The sequence below is a fragment of the Phycicoccus avicenniae genome (assembly GCF_050496545.1).
In the GTDB taxonomy this organism is placed as follows: Bacteria; Actinomycetota; Actinomycetes; order Actinomycetales; family Dermatophilaceae; genus Phycicoccus; species Phycicoccus avicenniae_A.
Window position 1 is genome coordinate 215,563 of record NZ_JBNVZV010000004.1, and the last position, 19,989, is coordinate 235,551.

18 protein-coding genes are annotated in these 19,989 nt (G+C 73.1%); 8 read left to right on the forward strand and 10 right to left on the reverse strand.

Going from position 1 to position 19,989, the window contains the following annotated elements:
• Positions 1 to 291: 291 nt before the first annotated feature.
• Genes ACQZ2A_RS05290 through ACQZ2A_RS05300 form a run of 3 tightly spaced genes read right to left on the reverse strand, consistent with a single transcriptional unit; the run spans position 292 to position 3,804 of the window.
• On the reverse strand, positions 292 to 1,092 hold the full coding sequence (locus ACQZ2A_RS05290) for a TatD family hydrolase (RefSeq protein ID WP_430208094.1): 801 nt from the start codon (positions 1,090 to 1,092) through the stop codon (positions 292 to 294).
• Between the two features lie 57 nt (positions 1,093 to 1,149).
• Entirely contained in the window at positions 1,150 to 2,949 is a 1,800-nt protein-coding gene (gene metG / locus ACQZ2A_RS05295) for a methionine--tRNA ligase (RefSeq protein ID WP_430208006.1), read from the reverse strand.
• A gap of 60 nt (positions 2,950 to 3,009) precedes the next feature.
• Positions 3,010 to 3,804, reverse strand: coding sequence for a GNAT family N-acetyltransferase (locus ACQZ2A_RS05300; protein WP_430208008.1), 795 nt, complete (start codon positions 3,802 to 3,804; stop codon positions 3,010 to 3,012).
• A 274-nt stretch (positions 3,805 to 4,078) separates the two neighbouring features.
• Here ACQZ2A_RS05300 and ACQZ2A_RS05305 point away from each other — a divergent pair, with 274 nt between their 5' ends.
• Positions 4,079 to 4,681, forward strand: a complete 603-nt coding sequence (locus ACQZ2A_RS05305; RefSeq protein ID WP_430208011.1) for a DUF4126 domain-containing protein — start codon at positions 4,079 to 4,081, stop codon at positions 4,679 to 4,681.
• A 30-nt stretch (positions 4,682 to 4,711) separates the two neighbouring features.
• Here ACQZ2A_RS05305 and ACQZ2A_RS05310 read toward each other — a convergent pair whose 3' ends face one another.
• Both ACQZ2A_RS05310 and ACQZ2A_RS05315 read right to left on the reverse strand, forming a co-directional pair.
• On the reverse strand, positions 4,712 to 5,446 hold the full coding sequence (locus ACQZ2A_RS05310; RefSeq protein ID WP_430208014.1) for a hypothetical protein: 735 nt from the start codon (positions 5,444 to 5,446) through the stop codon (positions 4,712 to 4,714).
• A gap of 4 nt (positions 5,447 to 5,450) precedes the next feature.
• On the reverse strand, positions 5,451 to 6,065 hold the full coding sequence (locus ACQZ2A_RS05315; RefSeq protein ID WP_430208015.1) for a TetR/AcrR family transcriptional regulator: 615 nt from the start codon (positions 6,063 to 6,065) through the stop codon (positions 5,451 to 5,453).
• Positions 6,066 to 6,196: 131 nt separating this feature from the next.
• On the opposite strand from ACQZ2A_RS05315, the gene ACQZ2A_RS05320 reads away from it, so the two are divergent.
• Entirely contained in the window at positions 6,197 to 6,382 is a 186-nt protein-coding gene (locus ACQZ2A_RS05320; RefSeq protein WP_430208018.1) for a hypothetical protein, read from the forward strand.
• A gap of 61 nt (positions 6,383 to 6,443) precedes the next feature.
• On the opposite strand, the gene ACQZ2A_RS05325 is transcribed toward ACQZ2A_RS05320, so the two are convergent.
• Positions 6,444 to 7,193 carry a hypothetical protein gene (locus tag ACQZ2A_RS05325; protein WP_430208021.1) on the reverse strand — a complete coding sequence of 250 codons (750 nt, stop codon included), beginning with the start codon at positions 7,191 to 7,193 and terminating at the stop codon, positions 6,444 to 6,446.
• A 165-nt stretch (positions 7,194 to 7,358) separates the two neighbouring features.
• Between ACQZ2A_RS05325 and ACQZ2A_RS05330 the strand changes: the two genes are divergently transcribed.
• From ACQZ2A_RS05330 to ACQZ2A_RS05340, 3 genes are all read left to right on the forward strand, one after another.
• Positions 7,359 to 8,105: a CPBP family intramembrane glutamic endopeptidase gene (locus ACQZ2A_RS05330; RefSeq protein ID WP_430208023.1), complete on the forward strand. Its 747-nt coding sequence runs from the start codon at positions 7,359 to 7,361 to the stop codon at positions 8,103 to 8,105.
• Positions 8,106 to 8,245: 140 nt separating this feature from the next.
• A complete protein-coding gene (locus ACQZ2A_RS05335; RefSeq protein ID WP_430208026.1) occupies positions 8,246 to 8,794 on the forward strand; it encodes an RNA polymerase sigma factor in 549 nt (182 codons plus the stop codon).
• Positions 8,791 to 9,720, forward strand: coding sequence for a hypothetical protein (locus tag ACQZ2A_RS05340; protein WP_430208028.1), 930 nt, complete (start codon positions 8,791 to 8,793; stop codon positions 9,718 to 9,720). The genes ACQZ2A_RS05335 and ACQZ2A_RS05340 overlap by 4 nt, the downstream gene beginning before the upstream one ends.
• Positions 9,721 to 9,794: 74 nt before the next feature.
• On the opposite strand, the gene ACQZ2A_RS05345 is transcribed toward ACQZ2A_RS05340, so the two are convergent.
• From ACQZ2A_RS05345 to rsmI, 4 genes are all read right to left on the reverse strand, one after another.
• Complete coding sequence (locus ACQZ2A_RS05345) at positions 9,795 to 10,532, reverse strand: succinate dehydrogenase/fumarate reductase iron-sulfur subunit (protein ID WP_430208030.1); 738 nt, start codon at positions 10,530 to 10,532, stop codon at positions 9,795 to 9,797.
• A 49-nt stretch (positions 10,533 to 10,581) separates the two neighbouring features.
• Positions 10,582 to 12,582 (reverse strand): fumarate reductase/succinate dehydrogenase flavoprotein subunit, encoded by a 2,001-nt coding sequence (locus ACQZ2A_RS05350; protein WP_430208032.1) that lies wholly within the window; start codon positions 12,580 to 12,582, stop codon positions 10,582 to 10,584.
• 11 nt (positions 12,583 to 12,593) lie between these two features.
• Complete coding sequence (locus ACQZ2A_RS05355; protein ID WP_430208035.1) at positions 12,594 to 13,298, reverse strand: succinate dehydrogenase cytochrome b subunit; 705 nt, start codon at positions 13,296 to 13,298, stop codon at positions 12,594 to 12,596.
• Between the two features lie 116 nt (positions 13,299 to 13,414).
• Complete coding sequence (rsmI, locus tag ACQZ2A_RS05360) at positions 13,415 to 14,251, reverse strand: 16S rRNA (cytidine(1402)-2'-O)-methyltransferase (RefSeq protein WP_430208036.1); 837 nt, start codon at positions 14,249 to 14,251, stop codon at positions 13,415 to 13,417.
• Between the two features lie 56 nt (positions 14,252 to 14,307).
• Here rsmI and ACQZ2A_RS05365 point away from each other — a divergent pair, with 56 nt between their 5' ends.
• The 3 genes from ACQZ2A_RS05365 to ACQZ2A_RS05375 all read left to right on the forward strand — a co-directional run bounded on the left by ACQZ2A_RS05365 (position 14,308) and on the right by ACQZ2A_RS05375 (position 19,983).
• A complete protein-coding gene (locus ACQZ2A_RS05365; protein WP_430208038.1) occupies positions 14,308 to 15,867 on the forward strand; it encodes a dolichyl-phosphate-mannose--protein mannosyltransferase in 1,560 nt (519 codons plus the stop codon).
• Between the two features lie 74 nt (positions 15,868 to 15,941).
• Complete coding sequence (locus ACQZ2A_RS05370) at positions 15,942 to 16,331, forward strand: hypothetical protein (RefSeq protein ID WP_430208040.1); 390 nt, start codon at positions 15,942 to 15,944, stop codon at positions 16,329 to 16,331.
• 82 nt (positions 16,332 to 16,413) lie between these two features.
• On the forward strand, positions 16,414 to 19,983 hold the full coding sequence (locus ACQZ2A_RS05375; protein ID WP_430208041.1) for a TM0106 family RecB-like putative nuclease: 3,570 nt from the start codon (positions 16,414 to 16,416) through the stop codon (positions 19,981 to 19,983).
• The last annotated feature ends 6 nt before the right edge of the window (positions 19,984 to 19,989 follow it).

The following is a 19,989-nucleotide window of genomic DNA, read 5'->3' on the forward strand; positions in this document are numbered from 1 at the left end:
CCGGACGCCAGCCTCGTGGGCCTCGGCCGCGAGGGGGCCGAGCGGACGAAAGCACCTTCTCGCGGCACTGCGAAAAGGCGCTCGGTCCGTGACGTCCGGGGCTTCCGGCCCCGGCCATCAGCCTCCACCGTGCAGGAGGCACCACCCAAAGGTCAAGTTTCGATAACGGCGCTGCTCTCAGGGTGAGACGCCGTCACCGCCTCATCCATCACACCAGTCACACCGGTCACAGGATCCGAGCACGAACCGACCGTTCACCGATGCGGAGGGCGCGCCCGGCGCCCAGGGCGGTCACCAGGGGCCGTAGAGCCGCTCGGCGTTCTCCGAGAGCGCCTCGCACAGCGTCGGCACGGCGACCCCGAGCACCGAGGCCATCACGCGCACGGTCAGCGGCACGAGCACCGGGCTGTTCGACGCCCCGCGCCAGGGGTGCGGCGTGAGGTACGGGGCGTCGGTCTCGACGAGCAGCAGTTCGAGGGGCACGACCGAGAGCGCGTCGCGCAGGTCCTTGGCGCTCTTGAAGGTCACGGTGCCGCTGAAGGACAGGTGGTAGCCGCGCCGGACGCACTCGCGGGCCATCTCGAGGTCCCCGGAGAAGCAGTGCATCACCGTGCGGTCGGGTGCCCCGGCGTCGGCGAGGACGCGGAGCACGTCGGCGTGCGCGTCGCGGTCGTGGATCTGCAGGGCCAAGCCGGTGCGCTCCGCCAGGTCGACGTGCCACCGGAAGGACTCCTCCTGCACGGCGTGCCCCTCCGGGCCGGTGCGGAAGTGGTCGAGCCCGGTCTCCCCCACCACGCGGACGCGCGGGTGGGCGGCGAGCTCCTCGATGCGGGCCAGCGCGGCGTCGAGGCGGCCGGCCGCGGCGAGGTCGGGGACCTCGTTCGGGTGCAGGGCGACGCCGGCGAGGACGGACGGGTAGCGCTCGGCAGCGTTGACCGCGAACTCCGCGCCGGGCAGGTCGCACCCGATCTGGACCACCCGGTCGACCCCGACGGCCGCCGCTGCCCGCAGGACCGGCCCGAGGTCGTCGACCGCCACCTCGGCGCCCTCGCGGCTGATGTCGAGGTGGGTGTGGTTGTCCACGACCGCGATCGGTAACGGGTCGGGCGCCTCGGGCTCCCCTCGACGGCTCGGCTGGGACGTCACGGCTCAGGCGCCGGCGCGCGCGAGCTCGTCGTCGACGACCGACTCGTCCAGCTTGGTGAAGACCGGGGCCGGCTTGCTGATCGGCGTGCCGACGACGACCGGGCGCGACTCCCACCGCGGGGTCGCCGAGTAGTCACCCGTGATGACGGGGTACTCCCGGCCCTCGTCGGCGGCGTCGAGGCCGGCGACGGTCTCGAGGCGCGGCATCGGGACGAGCTCGCCCTCGCCGCCGAGCACCGTGTGGACCCGGTTGGCCGCGTGCGGGAGGAACGGCGCGAGCATCGTGTTGAGGTCGCTGACGCACTGGACGAGCGTGTGGAGCACGGTGGCCAGGCGCTCGCGCTGGTCCTCGCCCTTGAGCTTGAACGGCTCGGTGCGCGAGACGTAGGCGTTGACCTCGCCGACCACGCGCATGGCCTCGGCGAGGGCCGCCTTCTGCCGGTGGCGCTCGAGTAGCCCTCCGACGGAACCGAACCCGTTGACCACGGCCGCGCGGACCTCTTCGTCGACCGGCTCGAGGGCGCCCGGCTGCGGGATCTCCCCGAAGTTCTTCGCGACCATCGCCGCCGTCCGCGACACGAGGTTGCCCCACCCGGCGACGAGCTCGGAGTTGTTGCGCTGCACGAACTCGCGCCAGGTGAAGTTGGCGTCCTGGTTCTCCGGGCCGGCGGCGCAGATGAAGTAGCGGATGCCGTCCGGGCCGTAGCGGTCGAGGACGTCGCGGACGAGCACCGTGTAGCCGCGCGAGGTCGAGAACTGGCGGCCCTCCATCGTCAGGTACTCGCTGGAGACGACCTCGGTGGGGAGGTTGAGCACCCCGTAGGCGCCGGGCTCGCCTCCGCGAGAACCCTTCCCGGCGTAGGCGAGCAGCTCGGCGGGCCAGATCTGGGAGTGGAAGGTGATGTTGTCCTTGCCCATGAAGTAGTACGACAGGGCCTCGGGGTCGTTCCACCACTCGCGCCAGCGCTCGGGGTCGCCGAGCCGGCGGGCCCACTCGACCGACGCCGACAGGTAGCCGACGACGGCGTCGAACCAGACGTAGAGGCGCTTGGTGGGCAGGTCACGCCAGCCGTCGAGCGGCACGGGGATGCCCCAGTCGATGTCGCGGGTCATCGCCCGCGGCTTGATGTCGTCGAGGATGTTGAGGCTGAACTTGATGACGTTCGGGCGCCAGGTGCCGGAGGCGTCCCGCTCCTCCAACCAGGCGCGCAGCGCGTCGGCGAGGGCCGGGAGGTCGAGCAGGAAGTGCTGGGTCTCGACGAAGTCCGGTGTCTCGCCGTTGATCCGGCTGCGGGGCTCGATGAGGTCGGTGGGGTCGAGCTGGTTGCCGCAGTTGTCGCACTGGTCGCCACGGGCCTCGGCGTAGCCGCAGATCGGGCAGGTGCCCTCGATGTAGCGGTCGGGCAGGGTGCGGCCGGTGGAGGGCGAGATGGCGCCCTGGGTGGTCTGCTCGACCATGTACCCGTTCTGCCACACCTGGCGGAACAGCTCCTGGGCGACGCCGTAGTGGTTGGCCGTGGTCGTGCGCGTGTAGAGGTCGTAGGAGCAGCCGAGGTCGGCGAGCTCGCCGGCGATGACCGCGTGGTTGCGGTCGACGAACTCACGCGGGGTCTCGCCGGCCTGGTCGGCGAGCACGAGGATGGGCGTGCCGTGCTCGTCGGAGCCGCTGACCATCAGCACGTCGTGCCCGGCCATCCGCATGTACCGGCTGAAGACGTCGGACGGCACCCCGAACCCGGCGACGTGGCCGAGGTGGCGGGGGCCGTTGGCGTACGGCCAGGCGACGGCGGAGAGGACCTTCATGCCGAGAATCCTAGGCGTGCGCCGCAACCGGGTTCCGGCGGCCACCCGGGCGGGCCCCGGTCAGCGGGTCCACTCGTACGGGGTCGTCGTCGTCACCCGCACCAGGCCCGAGCGCTCGAGGATGGGCCGGGAGTACTCGGTGGAGTCGCTGTGCAGGTAGCGGTACCCGAGCCGCAGGGCGGACCGGGCGCGGACAGCGGTGAGTGCCCGGTATATCCCCTGGCCGCGCCACGCGGGCAGGGTCGAGCCGCCCCAGACGCCGGCGACCTCGGTACCGCGAACCGGCTCGAGCCGACCCGAGCTGACGACCAGCCCGTCGGCCTCGGCGACCCAGATCTCGATGAGCGGGTCACGCGAGACCCGGAAGACCAGGTCGTCGGCACGTCGCACGGACACCGGCTCCTCGAACGCCTCGTCGGCGGCGGCGCTCATCGCCCGGACGTCCTCCTCGGAGCGCACCTGCCGCAGCGTGACGCCCTCGGGTAGGGGGACGTCGACGGCCAGCCCCTCGGCGGCGCCCATCATGACGGACTCGACCTCCCCCGGGACGAACCCGTGCTCGACGAGCGCGTCGTGCAGACCCGGGGCGTCGTCGTGCCCACGGGTCTTCCACTCGACATCGACGACCTCGGGCCGGGACCGGTAGTGCTCCAGCGCCTCGGCGACGAGCCGACGGACCCCGGCGTCGTCCGCGCCGCCGAGGTCGCGGTAGCTGATGAAGCCGCGCCCGCCGTTGAAGGTCGCGAGCCGCAGGGGGCCGTGCTCGAGCACCTCCTGCGCGCCGGGCGTCTCGGCGTCGGTGCGCAGCTGGTCGTCGTAGATGCGGAGGAGGGCGGCGGGGTCGACATCGGTCACGCCCGGATCCTGCCTCGGCGCGGCGCCGGCCGCCATCCCGTTTCCCCGGCCGCCGCCGACCACGCACGGGCGCTACGACAGGCAGAACGCTTGGTGGCGGCCACGACCGTGCGGGAGCCCTCGGCGTCGGACCCGTTCTGCCTGTCCGAGCGCCCACCCGGCCGGCGGGCCGAGCTCCCGTCGCGACGGAACGCCCGGCGCTACCCTGACGTCGGAGCGGGGTCCGCTCACGGTGCGGCCGCGACGGGCGGTCGCCGCAGGTCAGGAGGTCGCCGTGCTGGCTGCCCTCACGGGGATGGGTCTGTCCGCCGCCGCGGGCCTCAACGCCTACATCCCGTTCCTCGTCGTCGCCCTCCTCGCCCGCTTCACCGATGTCGTCACGCTGCCGGTGGGCTACGAGTGGATGGAGAGCGGCTGGGCCATCGGTGTCGGCGCGGTGCTCCTGCTCGCCGAGGTCGTCCTCGACAAGGTGCCGGCGGTCGACACCGTCAACGACGCCATCCAGACCTTCATCCGCCCGAGCATGGGCGGTCTCGTCTTCGCCGCGACCAACGCCGCCTCCGAGCTGGACAACTCGACGTGGATGTCGGAGCACCCGTGGGTCGGGGTCGTCCTGGGCGTGGTCGTCGCGGGCCTCGTGCACACCGGGAAGATGGCCGCCCGCCCGATCGTCAACGGCGCGACGGTGGGCTTCGGCGGACCGGTCGTCTCCACGGTCGAGGACGGCGCCTCCGTCGGCCTGTCGGTCGTCGCGCTGCTGGCGCCGGTCTTCGTCGTGGTGGCTCTGGGGCTGCTGGTCTGGCTGCTCGTGTGGATGTGGCTGAGGGTCCGGGAGTGGCGGCGCTCGCGCCGGCCCCCGTCTTACGCCGGACCCTGACCTCGTCGTCGCCGCGGCCTCGACCCGACCTCAGCCGAGGTCGGGCACCTCGCCCGCCGCCGGCGCCGACCAGGTCCTCGCGCGCTCCCAGCCGGACGCGACGAGGTCGAGAGCGCGCTCGCCCGAGACCGCGATGCGCAGCACCTCGCCGCCGCTGTCGGCCGCCACCCACACGCGGGCCCCGCGTGCTTCGGACCCGAGGAGCCAGGCGGGTCGTCCGTCGACCTCGGTCGCGACGACCGGGTCGGGGACGCCCTCGAGCGCGGCGACCGAGGGAGCCGAGAAGACGGTCGCCAGCACGTCGCGGACCCGCTCGGGGCCGACCGCCGACGCCTGCGCCGCGCTCACCGGCAGCCAGCGCCCCACCCGGGCCGTCACCGCCGCCGCGGAACGGGTCCGGGTGCGCCAGAACGCCGCGTCGCCGGCGAGCCAGTGCCCGTCGCCGACGACGAGCACGACCGCCACGCCCCGGCCGGGCGCGCGCCGCACGAGCCGCTCGTTCGCGGCAGACGCCGATCCCTCCAGGTCCACCCGCACCGTCGAGCGCCCGGCACCGAGCGTGCCCACCAGGTGGGCGGATCCGGCCGACAGGGCGAAGGTGCGCGCCTCCCGGAAGGCGTCGGCGGTCGAGGGCAGTGAGGGCTCCGGCGCCGGCGCGGTGCTCGAGGCGGTCGGCACACGGGGCGGGCGCAGGTCCGAACACCCCGCGGCGAGGCCCCCGAGGACGACGAGCACCACCGCCGCGACCGCCCCCCGACGTCGCACTCCCTCACCGGGCCTCGTGCAAGGAGTGCACGAGCCGCGGCACCGCGCCCCGCAGCAGGGGCTCGCGCTCGGCGCCGGGCAGCCGGACGGCGGTGACGAGCAGCCCCTCGACGGCGGCGACGAGGACGACCGCGTCGTCGGACGGCTCCGGCGCACCGGCCCGCTCCCCCAGACCCTCGACGGTCGCGAGGAGCCCGCGGCGCCAGCGCTCGAAGACCTCCATCAGCTCGGGCTGGCGAGCGGCCTCCAGCGACAGCTCGGCCTGGGCCCGCACGAGCGAGGGCTCGCGGACCCACCCGAGGGTCAGCTCGGTGACGGCGGCGGCGACGGCGTCCGGGTCTCCCATGCAGTCGGCGAGCTCCTCGGACAGGGCCGAGACGCGGTCCTCAAGCGCCCCGCCCACGTGCTCGGCGAGCGCGACGAGCAACGCACCGCGCGTGCGCAGGTACGCCGAGCAGGTGCCCTCGGGGAGCCCGGCCCGCCGGTCCACCGCGCGATGGGTCAGGCCTCGCAGGCCCGCGTCGGCGACGACCTCGACCGCGGCGGCGAGCAGCTCGGCCCGCCGACCGGTCGGGGCCGGCGGCCGGGCGTCGGGGCGCGGGAGCGAGAAGGGCGGCATCGCGGCCATTCTGCCGGGCCCGGGCCACGGGGACGCCCGGACGCACCCCCACGGGCGGGGCGGGAACATCCGGCTGGCGAAGGAGGTTCTACTTCTGTAGAATCCTTTACATCCGTAGAAAGGAGACGGTCATGGGACCGATCACCGGACTGTCCACCATCGCCACCACCCTCCTCTGGACGAGCGTCGTCCTCGGCGTCGTCGTCGCCGGCCTGCTGCTCGCCGTCGTGCTGCCCACCCTGACGCGCACCCGCGAGGAGCGCCGCCGGCAGCACCTGAGCATCCCCGCGTACTACCGGCTCACCCCCGCCCACTGACAGCGGCGCGGGCGCCCCGGGAGGTCCCGGGGCGCCCGCGCGCATGCAGTGGTGGAGCCCGTCAGGGCGTGACGACCTTGGAGGCCGGCGGAGCGGTGACGGTCTTGGCGGCGTTCCACTCGCTGAAGGACACCTCGCCGGCGTCGTCGCCGGTGATGACGATCTTCGAGAGCAGCGAGGTCTTCGGGTCCACCCAGATCTCGGCGCCGGAGGGGTCGGAGGCCACCCAGACCTCCTTGCCGCTCACCGTGCGCGTCTCGACCGACGAGGTCAGGGTCTCCAGGGTGCTCAGCTCGCTCTCGGAGAACATCTCCTCGAGGATCTTCCCGAGGCTGAGGTCGCCGATGTCCTTGGCGTCCTTCGAGGAGACCGCCACGTACTTGCCGACGAGCAGCTTGGCCGCGGAGGCGTCGCCGGTCTGCTCGTTCCAGAACGCCGCGTCACCGGACATGTAGTACTTGCCCTTGACGGTGAGGATCTCGGCGGTGCCCTTGCCGATGCCGATCGCCGCGCGCTGGTTGCTGCCGTCGGCGGCGCCGCGGATGTCGACGGTGACCTTCTGCCCGTCGGAGGTGACGCTGCCCTTGACCCGGCCGGACTTCGCGGCGAGCGAGGCGGTGCGCGTCTTCTTGTAGAGGTCGCCCACGGTGGGCTGCTCCGGCTCGGTGCTGCTCGGGCTCGGCGACGCCGACGTCGACGCACCGCCCGAGGTCGTGGCGGCCGGCGTCTTCTCGTCCGACGAGCCGCAGCCGGTGAGGAGCAGGCCGGCGAGGGCGGTGGAGGCCGCGACGGCGGCGAAAGATCGGTTCATGGCGTGGGGTCCCCCGGTGTCGTGGATGGCGCCCGGATGCGGGGCGGCGGCTCATCGTAGCCGTGGCATGGGCCTCGGCGCGGCGACTCGTCGACAGCAGACACCCAGCCCACGTCCAGCGGGCTCCCGGCGGATCATCGGGCTCCGGCACCTACGCTGGCCGCCATGCGACGTCGGCACCTCACCGAGACCTGGCTCGTGCTCGGTGTCTCGCTCGGCTCGTCCGCGATCTACGCGCTGCTGCGCATCGTCGACCGGCTGACCCGGCCCGAGGCCCTGTCGCAGCAGACCGCCGCGATGAACTCCTCGGTCACGCCCGACCGGCCGTGGCTCGACGTCGCCTACCAGCTCGTCGGCATCGGGCTGGCACTGGTGCCGGTGCTGCTGGCCATCCACCTGCTGCGCCGCGACTACCCCGACGAGCCGCACACGATGGGCTTCGACCTGCGCCGGCCCGGGCAGGACCTGCTGCGCGGCCTCGGGCTCGCGGCGCTCGTCGGCATCCCCGGGCTCGGGCTCTACCTCGTCGCGAAGGCGGTGGGTCTCAACGCGACCGTGGCCGCGGCCAACCTCGTCGGGGCCGCGTGGTTCACGGTGCCGATCCTCGTCCTCGCCGCCGCGCAGAACGCCGTCCTCGAGGAGACCATCATGGTCGGCTACCTCTTCCGGCGATGGGGGCAGGCCGGCTGGGGGACGTGGCGCGTCATCGTCACCTCGGCGCTCATCCGGGGGACCTACCACCTGTACCAGGGCTTCGGCGGGTTCGTCGGGAACGTCGTCATGGGCCTGCTCTTCGGCTGGCTGTACACGCGCACCAAGCGGGTGATGCCGCTCGTGGTCGCGCACACGGTCCTCGACGTCGTCGCCTTCGTCGGGTACGCGCTCGTCAAGCCGCACGTCTCCTGGCTCTGACGCCCGACGTATTGCCCAAGACCCACCTCGGAGGGCGTCGTAAGGCCCTGTGGAGGTGGGTCATGCGCAATAGGTCCCGATGCGGGAGGAAGATGGCGCCCGGCGCGTGACATCCGGGGGTCGAGGGGGCATGACGGGGTATGAGCCCACCGTGGACACCTGACCGCTTCGAGGACCTCTTCCGGTCCACCGCGCCCGCAGTGCGCAGGTACCTCCGCCGGCACGTCGAGGCCGATGCGGTCGACGATGCCCTCGCCGAGACCTTCGTCGTCGCCTGGCGGCGGCTGGACCGGGTGCCCGAGGCCGCGCTGCCGTGGCTGCTCGTCGTCGCCCACCACACCGCCCGCCACCACTGGCGCAGCCGCCGCCGCTCCGAGGCGCTCTGGTTCGAGGCGGTCCGCGCGCACTGGCACCGTCCCGACCCCTCCCCCGAGGACGGTGTCCTGCGCCGCGACGACGCGCTGGCCGCCCTCGCGCAGTGCAGCGACCTCGAGCGCGAGGCGCTGCTCCTCGTTGCGTGGGACGGGTTGTCGCACACCGACGCCACCCGCGTCGCCGGCTGCTCGACCCGTGCGTTCACGGTCCGGCTCAGTCGGGCCCGCGCCCGCTTCGACCGCGCGTCCGCGGCCGGTCCCCACGACGACGCCTCCGAGACCGCCCGCCTCCTCGCCCTCCTGGAGCAGCCATGACCCCCACGCCCACCGACCTCCTCACCCGTCACGCCCCGGTGCTCGACCCCTCCGACGACCCGTCGATGGATGCCGTCCTCGCCCGGGTGCTGGCCGACGACCACCCGCGCCGCGTGCTGCCCGGGCCCCGGGTCCGCCGCCGGGTGCTCCTCGGGGCCGGCGTCGCCGCGCTCACCACCGGCGCCGTCGCCCTCCCCGCGGCTCTGCGCCGTGAGGACGCGGCGGTCCAGGCGCTCCGGCGCATCGCCGTGACGGCCGGCTCCCGCCCGGCGACCCCCCTCGCCCCCGGCCGCTTCATGCACCTGGTGACGGTCGACAACCCCGACGGCCGGGAGTTCTGGATCACCGGGTCCCCCGGGCGTGACGTCTACCCCCGGCGGCTCGAGAGCTGGACCGCTGCGGACGGCACGATCTGGCGCCACGACACCGAGAACGACGGCCGGGAGTACTTCTACCGGTTCGACCACCAGGCCGCCGACGGGTCGCTCTCGGACGTCAGCCCGTCGACGCTGGCCGGCCTGCCGCACGACGGCGAGGAGCTGTTGCGCACCGTGCGGCGCCGCCTCGGAGGGCGCGGGGGTGACGAGCCGCCCTTCCTCTACCTCGTGGAGGCGGTGCGGGTCGGCTACGCGCCGCCGCCCGTGCAGCGGGCGCTGGTCGACGCCCTGTCGCGGCTCGACGTCAGCGGCGCCGTGCGCAGCCGCTCCGGCGACGGTCGACCCTGCCTGCGGGTGTCCTTCACCACCGCCGAGCGCGGTGGGCGCGTCTCGTACCTGTGCTTCGACGAGGCGACGGCGGAGTTCGTCGAGTCCGGCGACGTCATCGACGGTCGGACCGTGTTCTCGTCGGTGGTCACCGCGCGCGACCTGGTCGACGAGGTGCCGGCCGAGGTCGTCGAGAAGGGCGCCGACACCCCGCAGGGCTGACGCCGAGGCCCCACCCGCAGAAGCTCCCGCGGCGCGCACTCGGTGGCGCCTGCCGCGGGAGCGTCCAGGAGGGCTCAGCCGCGCAGGGCCGCGCGCAGGTCCTTGTTGAGCGTGGAGATGACGTCCTGCGGGATGCCCTTGGGGCAGGCCTGCGAGCAGGCGCCGACGTTGGTGCAGCCGCCGAAGCCCTCGCTGTCGTGCTGGTCGACCATCGAGACGACCCGGGCCATCCGCTCGGGCTGGCCCTGCGGCAGCTCGGAGAGGTGGGTGACCTTGGCGCCCATGAAGAGCATCGCGGAGGCGTTCGGGCAGGCGGCGACACAGGCGCCGCAGCCGATGCACTCGGCCGCCATGAACGCGCGGTCGGCGTGCGGCTTGGGCACCGGCGCCGCGTGGGCGTCGGGGGCCGAGCCGGTGTTCGCCGAGATGTAGCCGCCGGCCTGGATGATGCGGTCGAAGGCGCCGCGGTCGACGACGAGGTCCTTGATCACCGGGAAGGCGTCGGCCCGCCACGGCTCGATCGTGATGACCTCGCCGTCGGTGAAGCTGCGCATGTGCAGCTGGCAGGTGGTGGTCTTCTCGGGGCCGTGCGCGTCGCCGGAGATCATCAGGCCGCACATGCCGCAGATGCCCTCGCGACAGTCGGAGTCGAACGCGATGGGCTCCTCGCCCTTGGCGTTCAGCTGCTCGTTGAGGACGTCGAGCATCTCGAGGAAGCTCATGTCCTCGCTGATGTCCTTCACCTTGTAGGTGACCATCTCGCCCGGGTGCCGGGGTCCGGCCTGGCGCCAGATCTTGAGGGTGAGGTTCATGCGCGAAGTCCTCGGGGGGTGTCGGGGATGTGGTGCGGGCAGCGAGCCGTCACTTGTAGCTCCGCTGCTTGAGCTCGATGGCCTCGTAGACGAGGTCCTCCTTGTGGAGCACCGGCTGGCCCATCTCGCCGTCGCCGTCGCCGCCGGTGAACTCCCAGGCCGCGACGTAGAGGAACTCGTCGTCGTGGCGCAGCGCCTCGCCGTCCTCGGTCTGCGACTCCGCCCGGAAGTGGCCGCCGCAGGACTCGCGACGGTGCAGGGCGTCGATGCACATCAGCTCGCCGAGCTCGAGGAAGTCGGCGACGCGGCCGGCCTTCTCGAGGCTCTGGTTGAGCGTGTCGGCGGAGCCGAGGACGCGCACGTTGCGCCAGAACTCCTCGCGCAGACCGCGGATGAGGTCGATGGCCTTGAGCAGCCCCTCCTCGGAGCGCTCCATCCCGCAGTACTCCCACATGATGTTGCCGAGCTCGCGGTGGAAGGAGTCGACGCTGCGCTCTCCGTTGATCTCGAGCAGGCGCTGCGTGCGCTGCTCGACGCGGCCCCGGGCCTCGGCGACGGCCGGGTGGTCGTCGGCGAGCTTGTCGAACGGGCCCTTGGCGAGGTAGTCGCGGATCGTGTTCGGGAGGACGAAGTACCCGTCGGCCAGCCCCTGCATGAGGGCCGAGGCACCGAGCCGGTTGGCGCCGTGGTCGGAGAAGTTCGCCTCGCCGGTGACGAAGAGACCCGGGATGGTCGACTGGAGGTCGTAGTCGACCCAGAGCCCGCCCATCACGTAGTGCACCGCGGGGTAGATCCGCATCGGCACCTCGTACGGGTTCTCGCCCGTGATCCGGGCGTACATGTCGAAGAGGTTGCCGTACTTCGACTCCACCGCGTCGCGGCCGAGGCGCGAGATGGCGTCGGCGAAGTCGAGGTACACGCCGCGCCGGAAGTCGCCGACCACGGGGCCGACACCGCGGCCCTCGTCGCAGACGTTCTTCGCCTGGCGCGAGGCGATGTCGCGCGGGACGAGGTTGCCGAAGGAGGGGTAGATCCGCTCCAGGTAGTAGTCGCGGTCCTCCTCGGGGATCTGGCGCGGGTCCTTGTCGCAGTCGTCGCGGTTCTTGGGCACCCAGATCCGGCCGTCGTTGCGCAGCGACTCCGACATCAGCGTCAGCTTCGACTGGTGCTCGCCGGAGACCGGGATGCAGGTGGGGTGGATCTGCGTGTAGCAGGGGTTGGCCATGTGGGCGCCCTTGCGGTGCGCGCGCCACGACGCGGTGACGTTGGAGCCCATCGCGTTGGTCGAGAGGAAGAAGACGTTGCCGTAGCCGCCGGAGGCGAGCACGACCGCGTCGGCGAGGTGGGTCTCGATCTCCCCGGTCACGAGGTCGCGGACGATGATGCCGCGCGCCTTGCCGTCGGCGACGACGAGCTCGAGCATCTCGTGGCGCGTGTACTGCGCGACGGTGCCGGCCGCGACCTGCCGCTCGAGGGCCTGGTAGGCGCCGATGAGCAGCTGCTGGCCGGTCTGGCCGCGCGCGTAGAAGGTGCGCGAGACCTGCACGCCACCGAAGGAGCGGTTGTCGAGGAGGCCGCCGTACTCGCGGGCGAACGGCACGCCCTGCGCGACGCACTGGTCGATGATGTTCGCGCTCACCTCGGCGAGGCGGTAGACGTTCGTCTCGCGCGAGCGGTAGTCGCCGCCCTTGACGGTGTCGTAGAAGAGGCGGAACGTGCTGTCGCCGTCCTCCTTGTAGTTCTTCGCCGCGTTGATGCCGCCCTGCGCCGCGATGGAGTGCGCGCGCCGAGGGGAGTCCTGGAAGCAGAAGACCTTGACGTTGTAGCCGGCCTCGCCGAGCGTCGCGGCGGCCGAGCCGCCCGCGAGACCCGTGCCGACGATGATGACGTCGAGCTTGCGGCGGTTCGCGGGGTTGACCAGCGCGGCGTCGAACTTGCGCTGCGTCCACTTGCCGGCGATCGGGCCGGCCGGGGCCTTGGTGTCGGCGACCGGCTCGCCCTCGGTGTAGAGGCCGTGGGCGATCCCGGCGTTGACGGTGGTGTCGGTCATCGGTCAGTCCCTTACTTGATCAGGCCGAAGAGGATGGCGAGCGGCGGGATGAGGAACCCGACGACGACGACCGCCGAGACCGCGTGGCCGACGAGCTTGGCGCGGCGGTACGCCGGCGGGCTCATCGTCCAGCCGAGGGTCTGCTGCGCGCTGAACACGCCGTGCGACAGGTGGAACGCGAGCGCCACCATCGCGAGGACGTAGAGGAGGGTCAGCCACGGGACCTGGAAGCTCGCGACGACCAGCTCGTAGGGGTTCTGCTGGATGTTGACGCCCTGCTTGTCCGGGTTGACCGAGAACTTCAGGATCGTGAACTGCAGCAGGTGCCACACGATGAAGAGGAGCAGGAAGACGCCGCCCCAGCGCATCCACGCGGTGCGCATCGCGGACTTCACCGCCGCGTACTTGGTGCGCCGGGCGTTGCCGGCACGGCTCCACAGCGTGAAGGCCGCGTACGCGTGGCCGACGAGGCTGAGCAGCAGCACGACGCGGATCACCCACAGCAGGCCGCCGTACGGGAGCATCGGCTCACCGATGGTGCGCAGGTGCTCGGCGTAGGTGTTGAACGCCTCCTCACCCGCCAGCGCCTTGAGGTTGCCGTACATGTGGAGGAGGACGTACCCGACGAACACGAGGCCTGTTCCCGCCATGAGGACCTTCAGGCCGATCGTGGTCCGTCGTGCCGTCCTCGGTCGCGAGGAAGTCGTTGTGGCCACGGACGAACCCTAGCCTCCGGTCCGGACGGGATCGAGCGCTGTCGAGGCCTGCCCCCGTGTGACATTCCCCCGGTTACCCCGAGGTAGCGACGGGGTACGGGGGTCAGGCGACTCGGTCAGGCGCGACGGGCGGCGACCGCGGCGTCGTAGAGCGCCTTCTTGGACAGGCCGGTCGCGGAGGCCACCTCGGCGCAGACGTCCTTGAGCCGCTCCCCCGCGGCCACGCGCGAGAGGACCTCGGGCAGGACGTCGTCGACACCCGCCGACGGACCGGTGGCTCCCGCCACGACGACCGTGATCTCGCCGCGCGCGTGCTCCTCGGCCCACTCGGCGAGCTCGGCCAGCGGGCCGCGGCGGACCTCCTCGTAGGTCTTGGTCAGCTCGCGGCAGACCGCGGCGGGGCGCTCGGGACCGAAGGCGGCGGCCATCGAGGTGAGGGCCCGGGCCAGCCGGTGCGGGGCCTCGAAGAAGACCATCGTCCGCGGCTCGGTGGCCAGGGCGGCCAGCGCGCGCTCGCGCTCGCCGTCCTTGCGGGGCAGGAAGCCCTCGAAGCAGAACCGGTCGACCGGCAGCCCCGAGACCGCGAGCGCCGTGAGGACCGCCGACGGCCCGGGCACCGCGGTGACGCGGACGCCGGCCTCGACGGCGGCCGCGACGAGCCGGTAGCCGGGGTCGGAGACGGACGGCATCCCGGCGTCGGTGACGACCACGACGCGCGCGCCGCCGAGCATCGAGGCGACGAGGTCGCCGGCGCGCCCGGACTCGTTGTGCTCGTGGAAGGACAGGACGCGTCCGGCCGGCTCGACGCCCAGCTCGGAGCACAGCCGCCGCAGCCTGCGGGTGTCCTCGGCGGCGACGACGTCGGCGCCTGCGAGCTCCTCGGCGAGCCGGGGGGCGGCGTCGCGCGGGTCGCCGATGGGGGTGGCCGCGAGGACGAGGACGCCGGCGCTCATCCCGCGATCCTCGCACGCCCGGCGGGACCGGCAGGTCGGCCACCTACGATGTGCCGGTGACCCGGACCGACGAGCTGCGCCACCGGCTGCTCGGGTTCCGGCCCACCGACGCGCTGTGGGGCTGGCTCGGCCCGGGGCTGATCGCCCTCGTGGGCGGCGTCCTCCGGTTCTGGAGCCTCGACCGCCCCCAGGCGCTGGTCTTCGACGAGACGTACTACGTCAAGCAGGGCTGGTCGATGATCCGGTACGGCGTCGAGATGCGGACGCTGTCCTCGCTCAAGAAACCCGACGAGGCCTTCGTCGGCGGCAACCCCGACGTCTTCAGCAGCACCGACGGCGACTTCGTCGTGCACCCGCCGGTCGGCAAGTGGGTCATCGGCTTCGGCGAGTGGTTGCTCGGGCCGGACTCCGGGTGGGGCTGGCGGTTCTCGGTCGCGCTGCTCGGGACGCTGTCCATCCTCATCGTCGGGCGCATCGCGCGCCGGATGTTCGGCTCGACCGCGCTCGGGTGCGTCGCCTCGTTCCTGCTCGCCTTCGAGGGTTCGCACTTCGTGATGTCGCGCACCGGCATCCTCGACATCATCGTGATGTTCTTCGCGCTGTGCGCCTTCGCGGCGCTGCTCGTCGACCGCGACCGCAGCCGGGAGGTGCTGGCCCGCAAGGTCGGGGAGCTGGGGCGCGGGGAGTGGCCAGGCGGCGGGGGCCCGTGGCTCGGGTGGCGGCCGTGGCGCTGGGTGGCCGGAATCTCGCTCGGGCTGTGCATGGGCACGAAGTGGTCGGGCATCTTCTTCCTCGCCGCGTTCGGGCTGATGACGGTGTGGTGGGACCTCGGGGCGCGGCGCGCGGCGGGGGTGCGGCACTGGGCGCGCGGCGGCCTGCTGAAGGACGGACCCTTCGCGGCCGTGCAGACGGTGGTGACCGGCGCGGTCGTCTACACCGTGTCGTGGACCGGGTGGTTCCTCTCCGACAACGGCTACCACCGGCACTGGGACACCTTCAACCCGGGCCAGGGCGTGCAGTGGCTGCCGCCGGTGCTGCGCAACTGGGTGAAGTACCACCAGGACGCGTACCAGTTCAACACCACGCTCAGCACGCCCCACCCGTACCAGTCGAACCCGTGGTCCTGGCTCGTCCAGACCCGGCCGACGTCCTTCTACTACGAGAGCCCGGCCCGCGGCGTCGACGGCTGCTCGGTCGCGCAGTGCTCGCAGGCGGTCAACCCGATCGGGACGATCTCGGTGTGGTGGGTCGGCATCCTCGCGCTGCTCGTCGTCCTCTGGTGGTGGCTCGTGCGCCGCGACTGGCGCGCCGGGGCCATCGCGGCCGGGATGGTCGGCGGCTACCTCCCGTGGTTCGCCTACCAGTCGCGCACGATCTACACCTTCTACGCCGTGGCCTTCGAGCCGTGGGTCGTCCTCGCGGTCACCTTCCTCATCGGGCTGTGGGTGGGACGGCGCGCGCCCGACCCCGTGCGCTGGAGGATCCGGGTGCTCGTCGTGGGCGGGTACCTGCTGCTGACGCTGGCCCTCTTCGCCTTCTTCCACCCCGTGTACACCGCCGAGACCATCCCCTACGACCAGTGGCACTGGCGGATGTGGTTCCCCAGCTGGATCTGAGGGCGCGGGATCTCCACGACACCTTCACCCTCCGCCCCCACGCGCTGCCGGTGGTCGGGGCCAGCATGGAGGGCATGAGCACCTCGCACTCCTCGCGCTCCTCGTACCGGGCCGGACTGGGCCTGACCCTCCTCGCGACGCTCCTGCTCGTCCTCGGCTCGGGCGCGGTCGGTGTCATCGGCGACGGCCGGGCCGACCGCGGCTACCTCGCCGTGCCGGCGGTCCTGCTGCTGGGGGCCGCCGCGACCCGCCTGCGCGCACCGGGGATGGCGGTGGTCGCGCTGCTCGCGGCCCTCGCGGTGGCCGTGGTGCCGCTCGTCGTCCTCGGGTCCGGGGCCGCCGGGACCGACGGGGTCTCGCTCGTCGACGTCACCGGGCTGACGCTGGGGTTCGCCGGGATGTACGTCGTCGCCGCGGCGCTGTTCCGGCGGTCCGTGCACCGAGGGCGCGGTGTACGGGCCTGACGGACCCGGCGACCGGTGTAGGGGCGCGTGCGTCGGGCCGTGCCTCGGCGGGGCTGTCGGGGGCCCGGCGTAGGTTCGGGTCATGTTCCTCCTCGGTGACGACGCGCGTCTGGTGCTCAGCGCCTCCGACCTGCGCACGGCGTCGCAGTGCGAGTTCGCCCTCGTGCGCCGCCTCGACGTCGTCCGGGGCCTGGCCCCGTCGGTCGAGGACCCCGACGACCCGATGCTCGCCCGTGTCTCGGCCCTCGGCGACCAGCACGAGAACGCCGAGCTGCGGCGGCTCGGTCGCGAGCACCCCGGGGGCGTCCGGCAGCTGCCCTCCCCCGTCCACACACCGACCGGGCTGGCCTCGGCGATGGACGCCACCCTGCAGGCCCTGGCCTCGGACGCCGCCGTGCTGTCGCAGGCCACCCTCTTCGACGGGCGCTTCGTCGGACGCGCGGACTTCCTCGAGCGCTCGGCCGACGGATGGGTCGTCAGCGACACCAAGCTCGCGCGGCACGAGAACGTGCCAGCGCTGCTCCAGGTCGCGGCCTACGCGGCGCTGCTCCGTGAGGCGGGGGTCCAGGTTGCGCCCGTGGCCCGGCTCGTCCTCGGCGACGGGGTGGTCCGCGACGTGCCGCTCGACGACGTCCTGCCGGTCTACCGGGCCCGCCGGGAGCGTCTGGAGTCCCTCCTCGACGAGCACCTCGCCGCCGGCGGACCCGCATCGTGGGGCGACCCGCGCTGGCTGGCCTGCGGCCGGTGCCCGGTGTGCTCGGCCGAGGTCGAGACCTCGCGCGACCTCCTGCTCGTCGCCGGGATGCGCGGCCCGACGCGCCGGCGGCTGCTCGACGCCGGCATCACGACCCTCGAGGAGCTGGCGGCCTCGAGCGGCCCGGTCCCCGACGTCCGCGACGCGATGCTCGAGCGGCTCCGCGCGCAGGCGCGGCTCCAGCAGCTGCAGGACGCCGACCCGCTGGGGCGGGTGCGTCACGAGGTCGTCGGCCCCGCGGCGCTGCAGCTCATGCCGCCGCCGAGCGAGGGCGATGTGTTCTTCGACTTCGAGGGCGACCCGCTGTGGCAGGAGCCCGGCTCCTCCGTGTGGGGCCTCGAGTACCTCTTCGGGATGGTCGAGACCGATTCCGGCACACCGCGGTTCCGCGCCTTCTGGGCCCACGACCGGCACGAGGAGCGGCAGGCCCTCGTCGACTTCGTCGACCACCTCACGCACCGGCGGCGCCGCTGGCCCGACCTGCACGTCTACCACTACGCCCCGTACGAACCGGCGGCGATGCTGCGGATGGCGGCGCGGCACGGTGTCTACGAGGACGAGGTCGACCAGCTGCTGCGCGACGGCGTCTTCGTCGACCTCTACTCGGTCGTCCGGGCGGGCATCCGGGTGTCGCAGCGGTCGTACTCCATCAAGAAGCTCGAGCCCCTCTACATGGAGGCGCGCGAGGGTGATGTCCAGGGCGGCGCCGAGAGCATCGTCGTCTACCACCAGTTCACCGCGGCCCGCATCGAGGGCCGCGCGTCCGAGGCCGACTCGCTCATCGCCGAGATCGCGCACTACAACGAGGACGACTGCCTCTCGACGCTCCGGTTGCGCGACTGGCTCCTCGACCGGCGCCGCGAGCTCTTCGGTGACGACTGGAGCCTGCCGGCGCCCGACGAGGTGTCCGAGGTCGTCGTCAGCGAGAAGCGGCAGGCCGCGCTCGACCTCGAGGCGGCCGTGCGGGCGCTGGTCGCCGACGTCGTCGCCGCCGAGCGCACCGACGAGGACCACGCCGTCGCGCTCGTCGGCTCGGCCGTCCTCTTCCACGCGCGCGAGGACAAGCCGAAGTGGCAGGAGCACTTCGAGCGGCTCCGGCTTCCCGTCGGCGACTGGCGGCCGGCGGAGGGGGTGTTCCTCGTCGAGGACGCCGAGGTGGTCCGCGACTGGTGGCAGGCCTCTGCGCGGCAGCGCCCGCGCCGCACCCTGCGCCTGCACGGCGAACCGATGCGGCAGAACGGCATCGGGGTCGGGGCAGCGGTGTCGGCGGTCTACGGGGCGCCTCCGCCCCGTGGCGTCGTGGCCGAGCGCCTGCACGCCAACGCACGGTCGACGGCCACGGTCACGGTCCTGGAGGTCGAGGACCGGCTGGCGGCGAACGGCCGGCTGCACCAGAGCCTGCTCGTCGAGGAGCTCCAACCCAAGGACGGCGAGCCGCACGTCGACGTGCCGGTGGCGCTCGTCCCCAACGACAACGTCAGCTCGGCGCCGATCGACCGCGCGCTCGCCGAGGTCGCCGAGGCGGTCCGCGACACGGGGCGGGTTCCGGTCGGGGCCGGCACCGACGTCCTCCTGCGGGTGCCACCACGGTTGCGCGGTGGTGGCACGCTGCCGCCGGTCGGTCCGGGGCCGGACGGTTACGTCGACGCGATCACGGCCGCCCTCACCGGGATGGACGACTCCTACGTCGCCGTGCAGGGACCGCCCGGCACCGGCAAGACGCACGTCGGCGCACACGTCGTCGCCCGGCTGCTCGAGCAGGGCTGGGCGGTCGGGGTCTGCGCGCAGAGCCACGCCGCCGTCGAGAACGTCCTCACCAAGATCACGACCTCCACGGCGGTGTCCGGCGAGCAGGTCGGCAAGGTGTCCCGGGCGACGGCCGATCCGCCCTGGACCGCGCTCGCCAAGGCCGACGAGCTCGCCGGGTTCGCGGCCGGGCACCGGGCGGCCGGGCGCGGGTACGTCGTGGGCGGCACGGCCTGGGACCTGACGAACCCGGCCCGGGTCGGGCGTGGCGAGCTCGACCTGCTGGTCGTCGACGAGGCCGGGCAGTTCTCGCTGGCCAAGACCCTCGCGGTGTCGGTGGCCGCCCGACGCCTGCTGCTGCTCGGCGACCCGCAGCAGCTGCCGCAGGTCACCACGGGGACCCACGCCGAGCCCATCGACCTCGCCGCCCTGGCGTGGCTGGCCGGCGACGAGTCCGTGCTGCCCCCCGAGCTCGGGTACTTCCTCGCGACCACCTGGCGGATGCACCCCGCGCTCACCGAGCCGGTGTCGCAGCTGGCCTACGACGGCCGGCTGCACGCGCAGGAGGGCGTCACGGCGGGGCGGTCCCTCGCGGGTGTCGAGCCGGGGGTGCACGTCCGTCTCGTCGAGCACCGCGACAACTCGACGCACTCGTCCGAGGAGGCCGAGGCCGTGCTCGACCTCGTCCGCGACCTGCTGGGCCGGACGTGGTCCGACCCGACCGCACGCGCGCCCGACGGGTCGGCGGCCGGTGGGCGAGCACTCGAGGCGCGCGACGTCATTGTCATCACGCCGTACAACGCCCAGGTCGGGCTGCTGCGCCGTGTGCTCGACGACGCCGGGCTGCACGACGTCGAGGTCGGCACGGTCGACAGGTTCCAGGGCCGGGAGGCCGCGGTCGCGATCCTGTCGATGGCCGCCTCGTCGCACTCCGACGTCTCGCGCGGCATGGGCTTCCTCCTCGACCGGCACCGGCTCAACGTCGCGATCTCGCGCGGTCAGCACTCGGCGTTCGTCGTGCGCTCGGAGGTGCTCACCGACTTCTCGCCGCGCTCCCCCGACGAGCTCGTGGCGCTCGGGTCGTTCCTGCGGCTCTGCGACGCCGCCGTCTCCGCCGAGGTCGTCGGGAGGAGCCGACAGCCCGTCGGATGAGGTCCG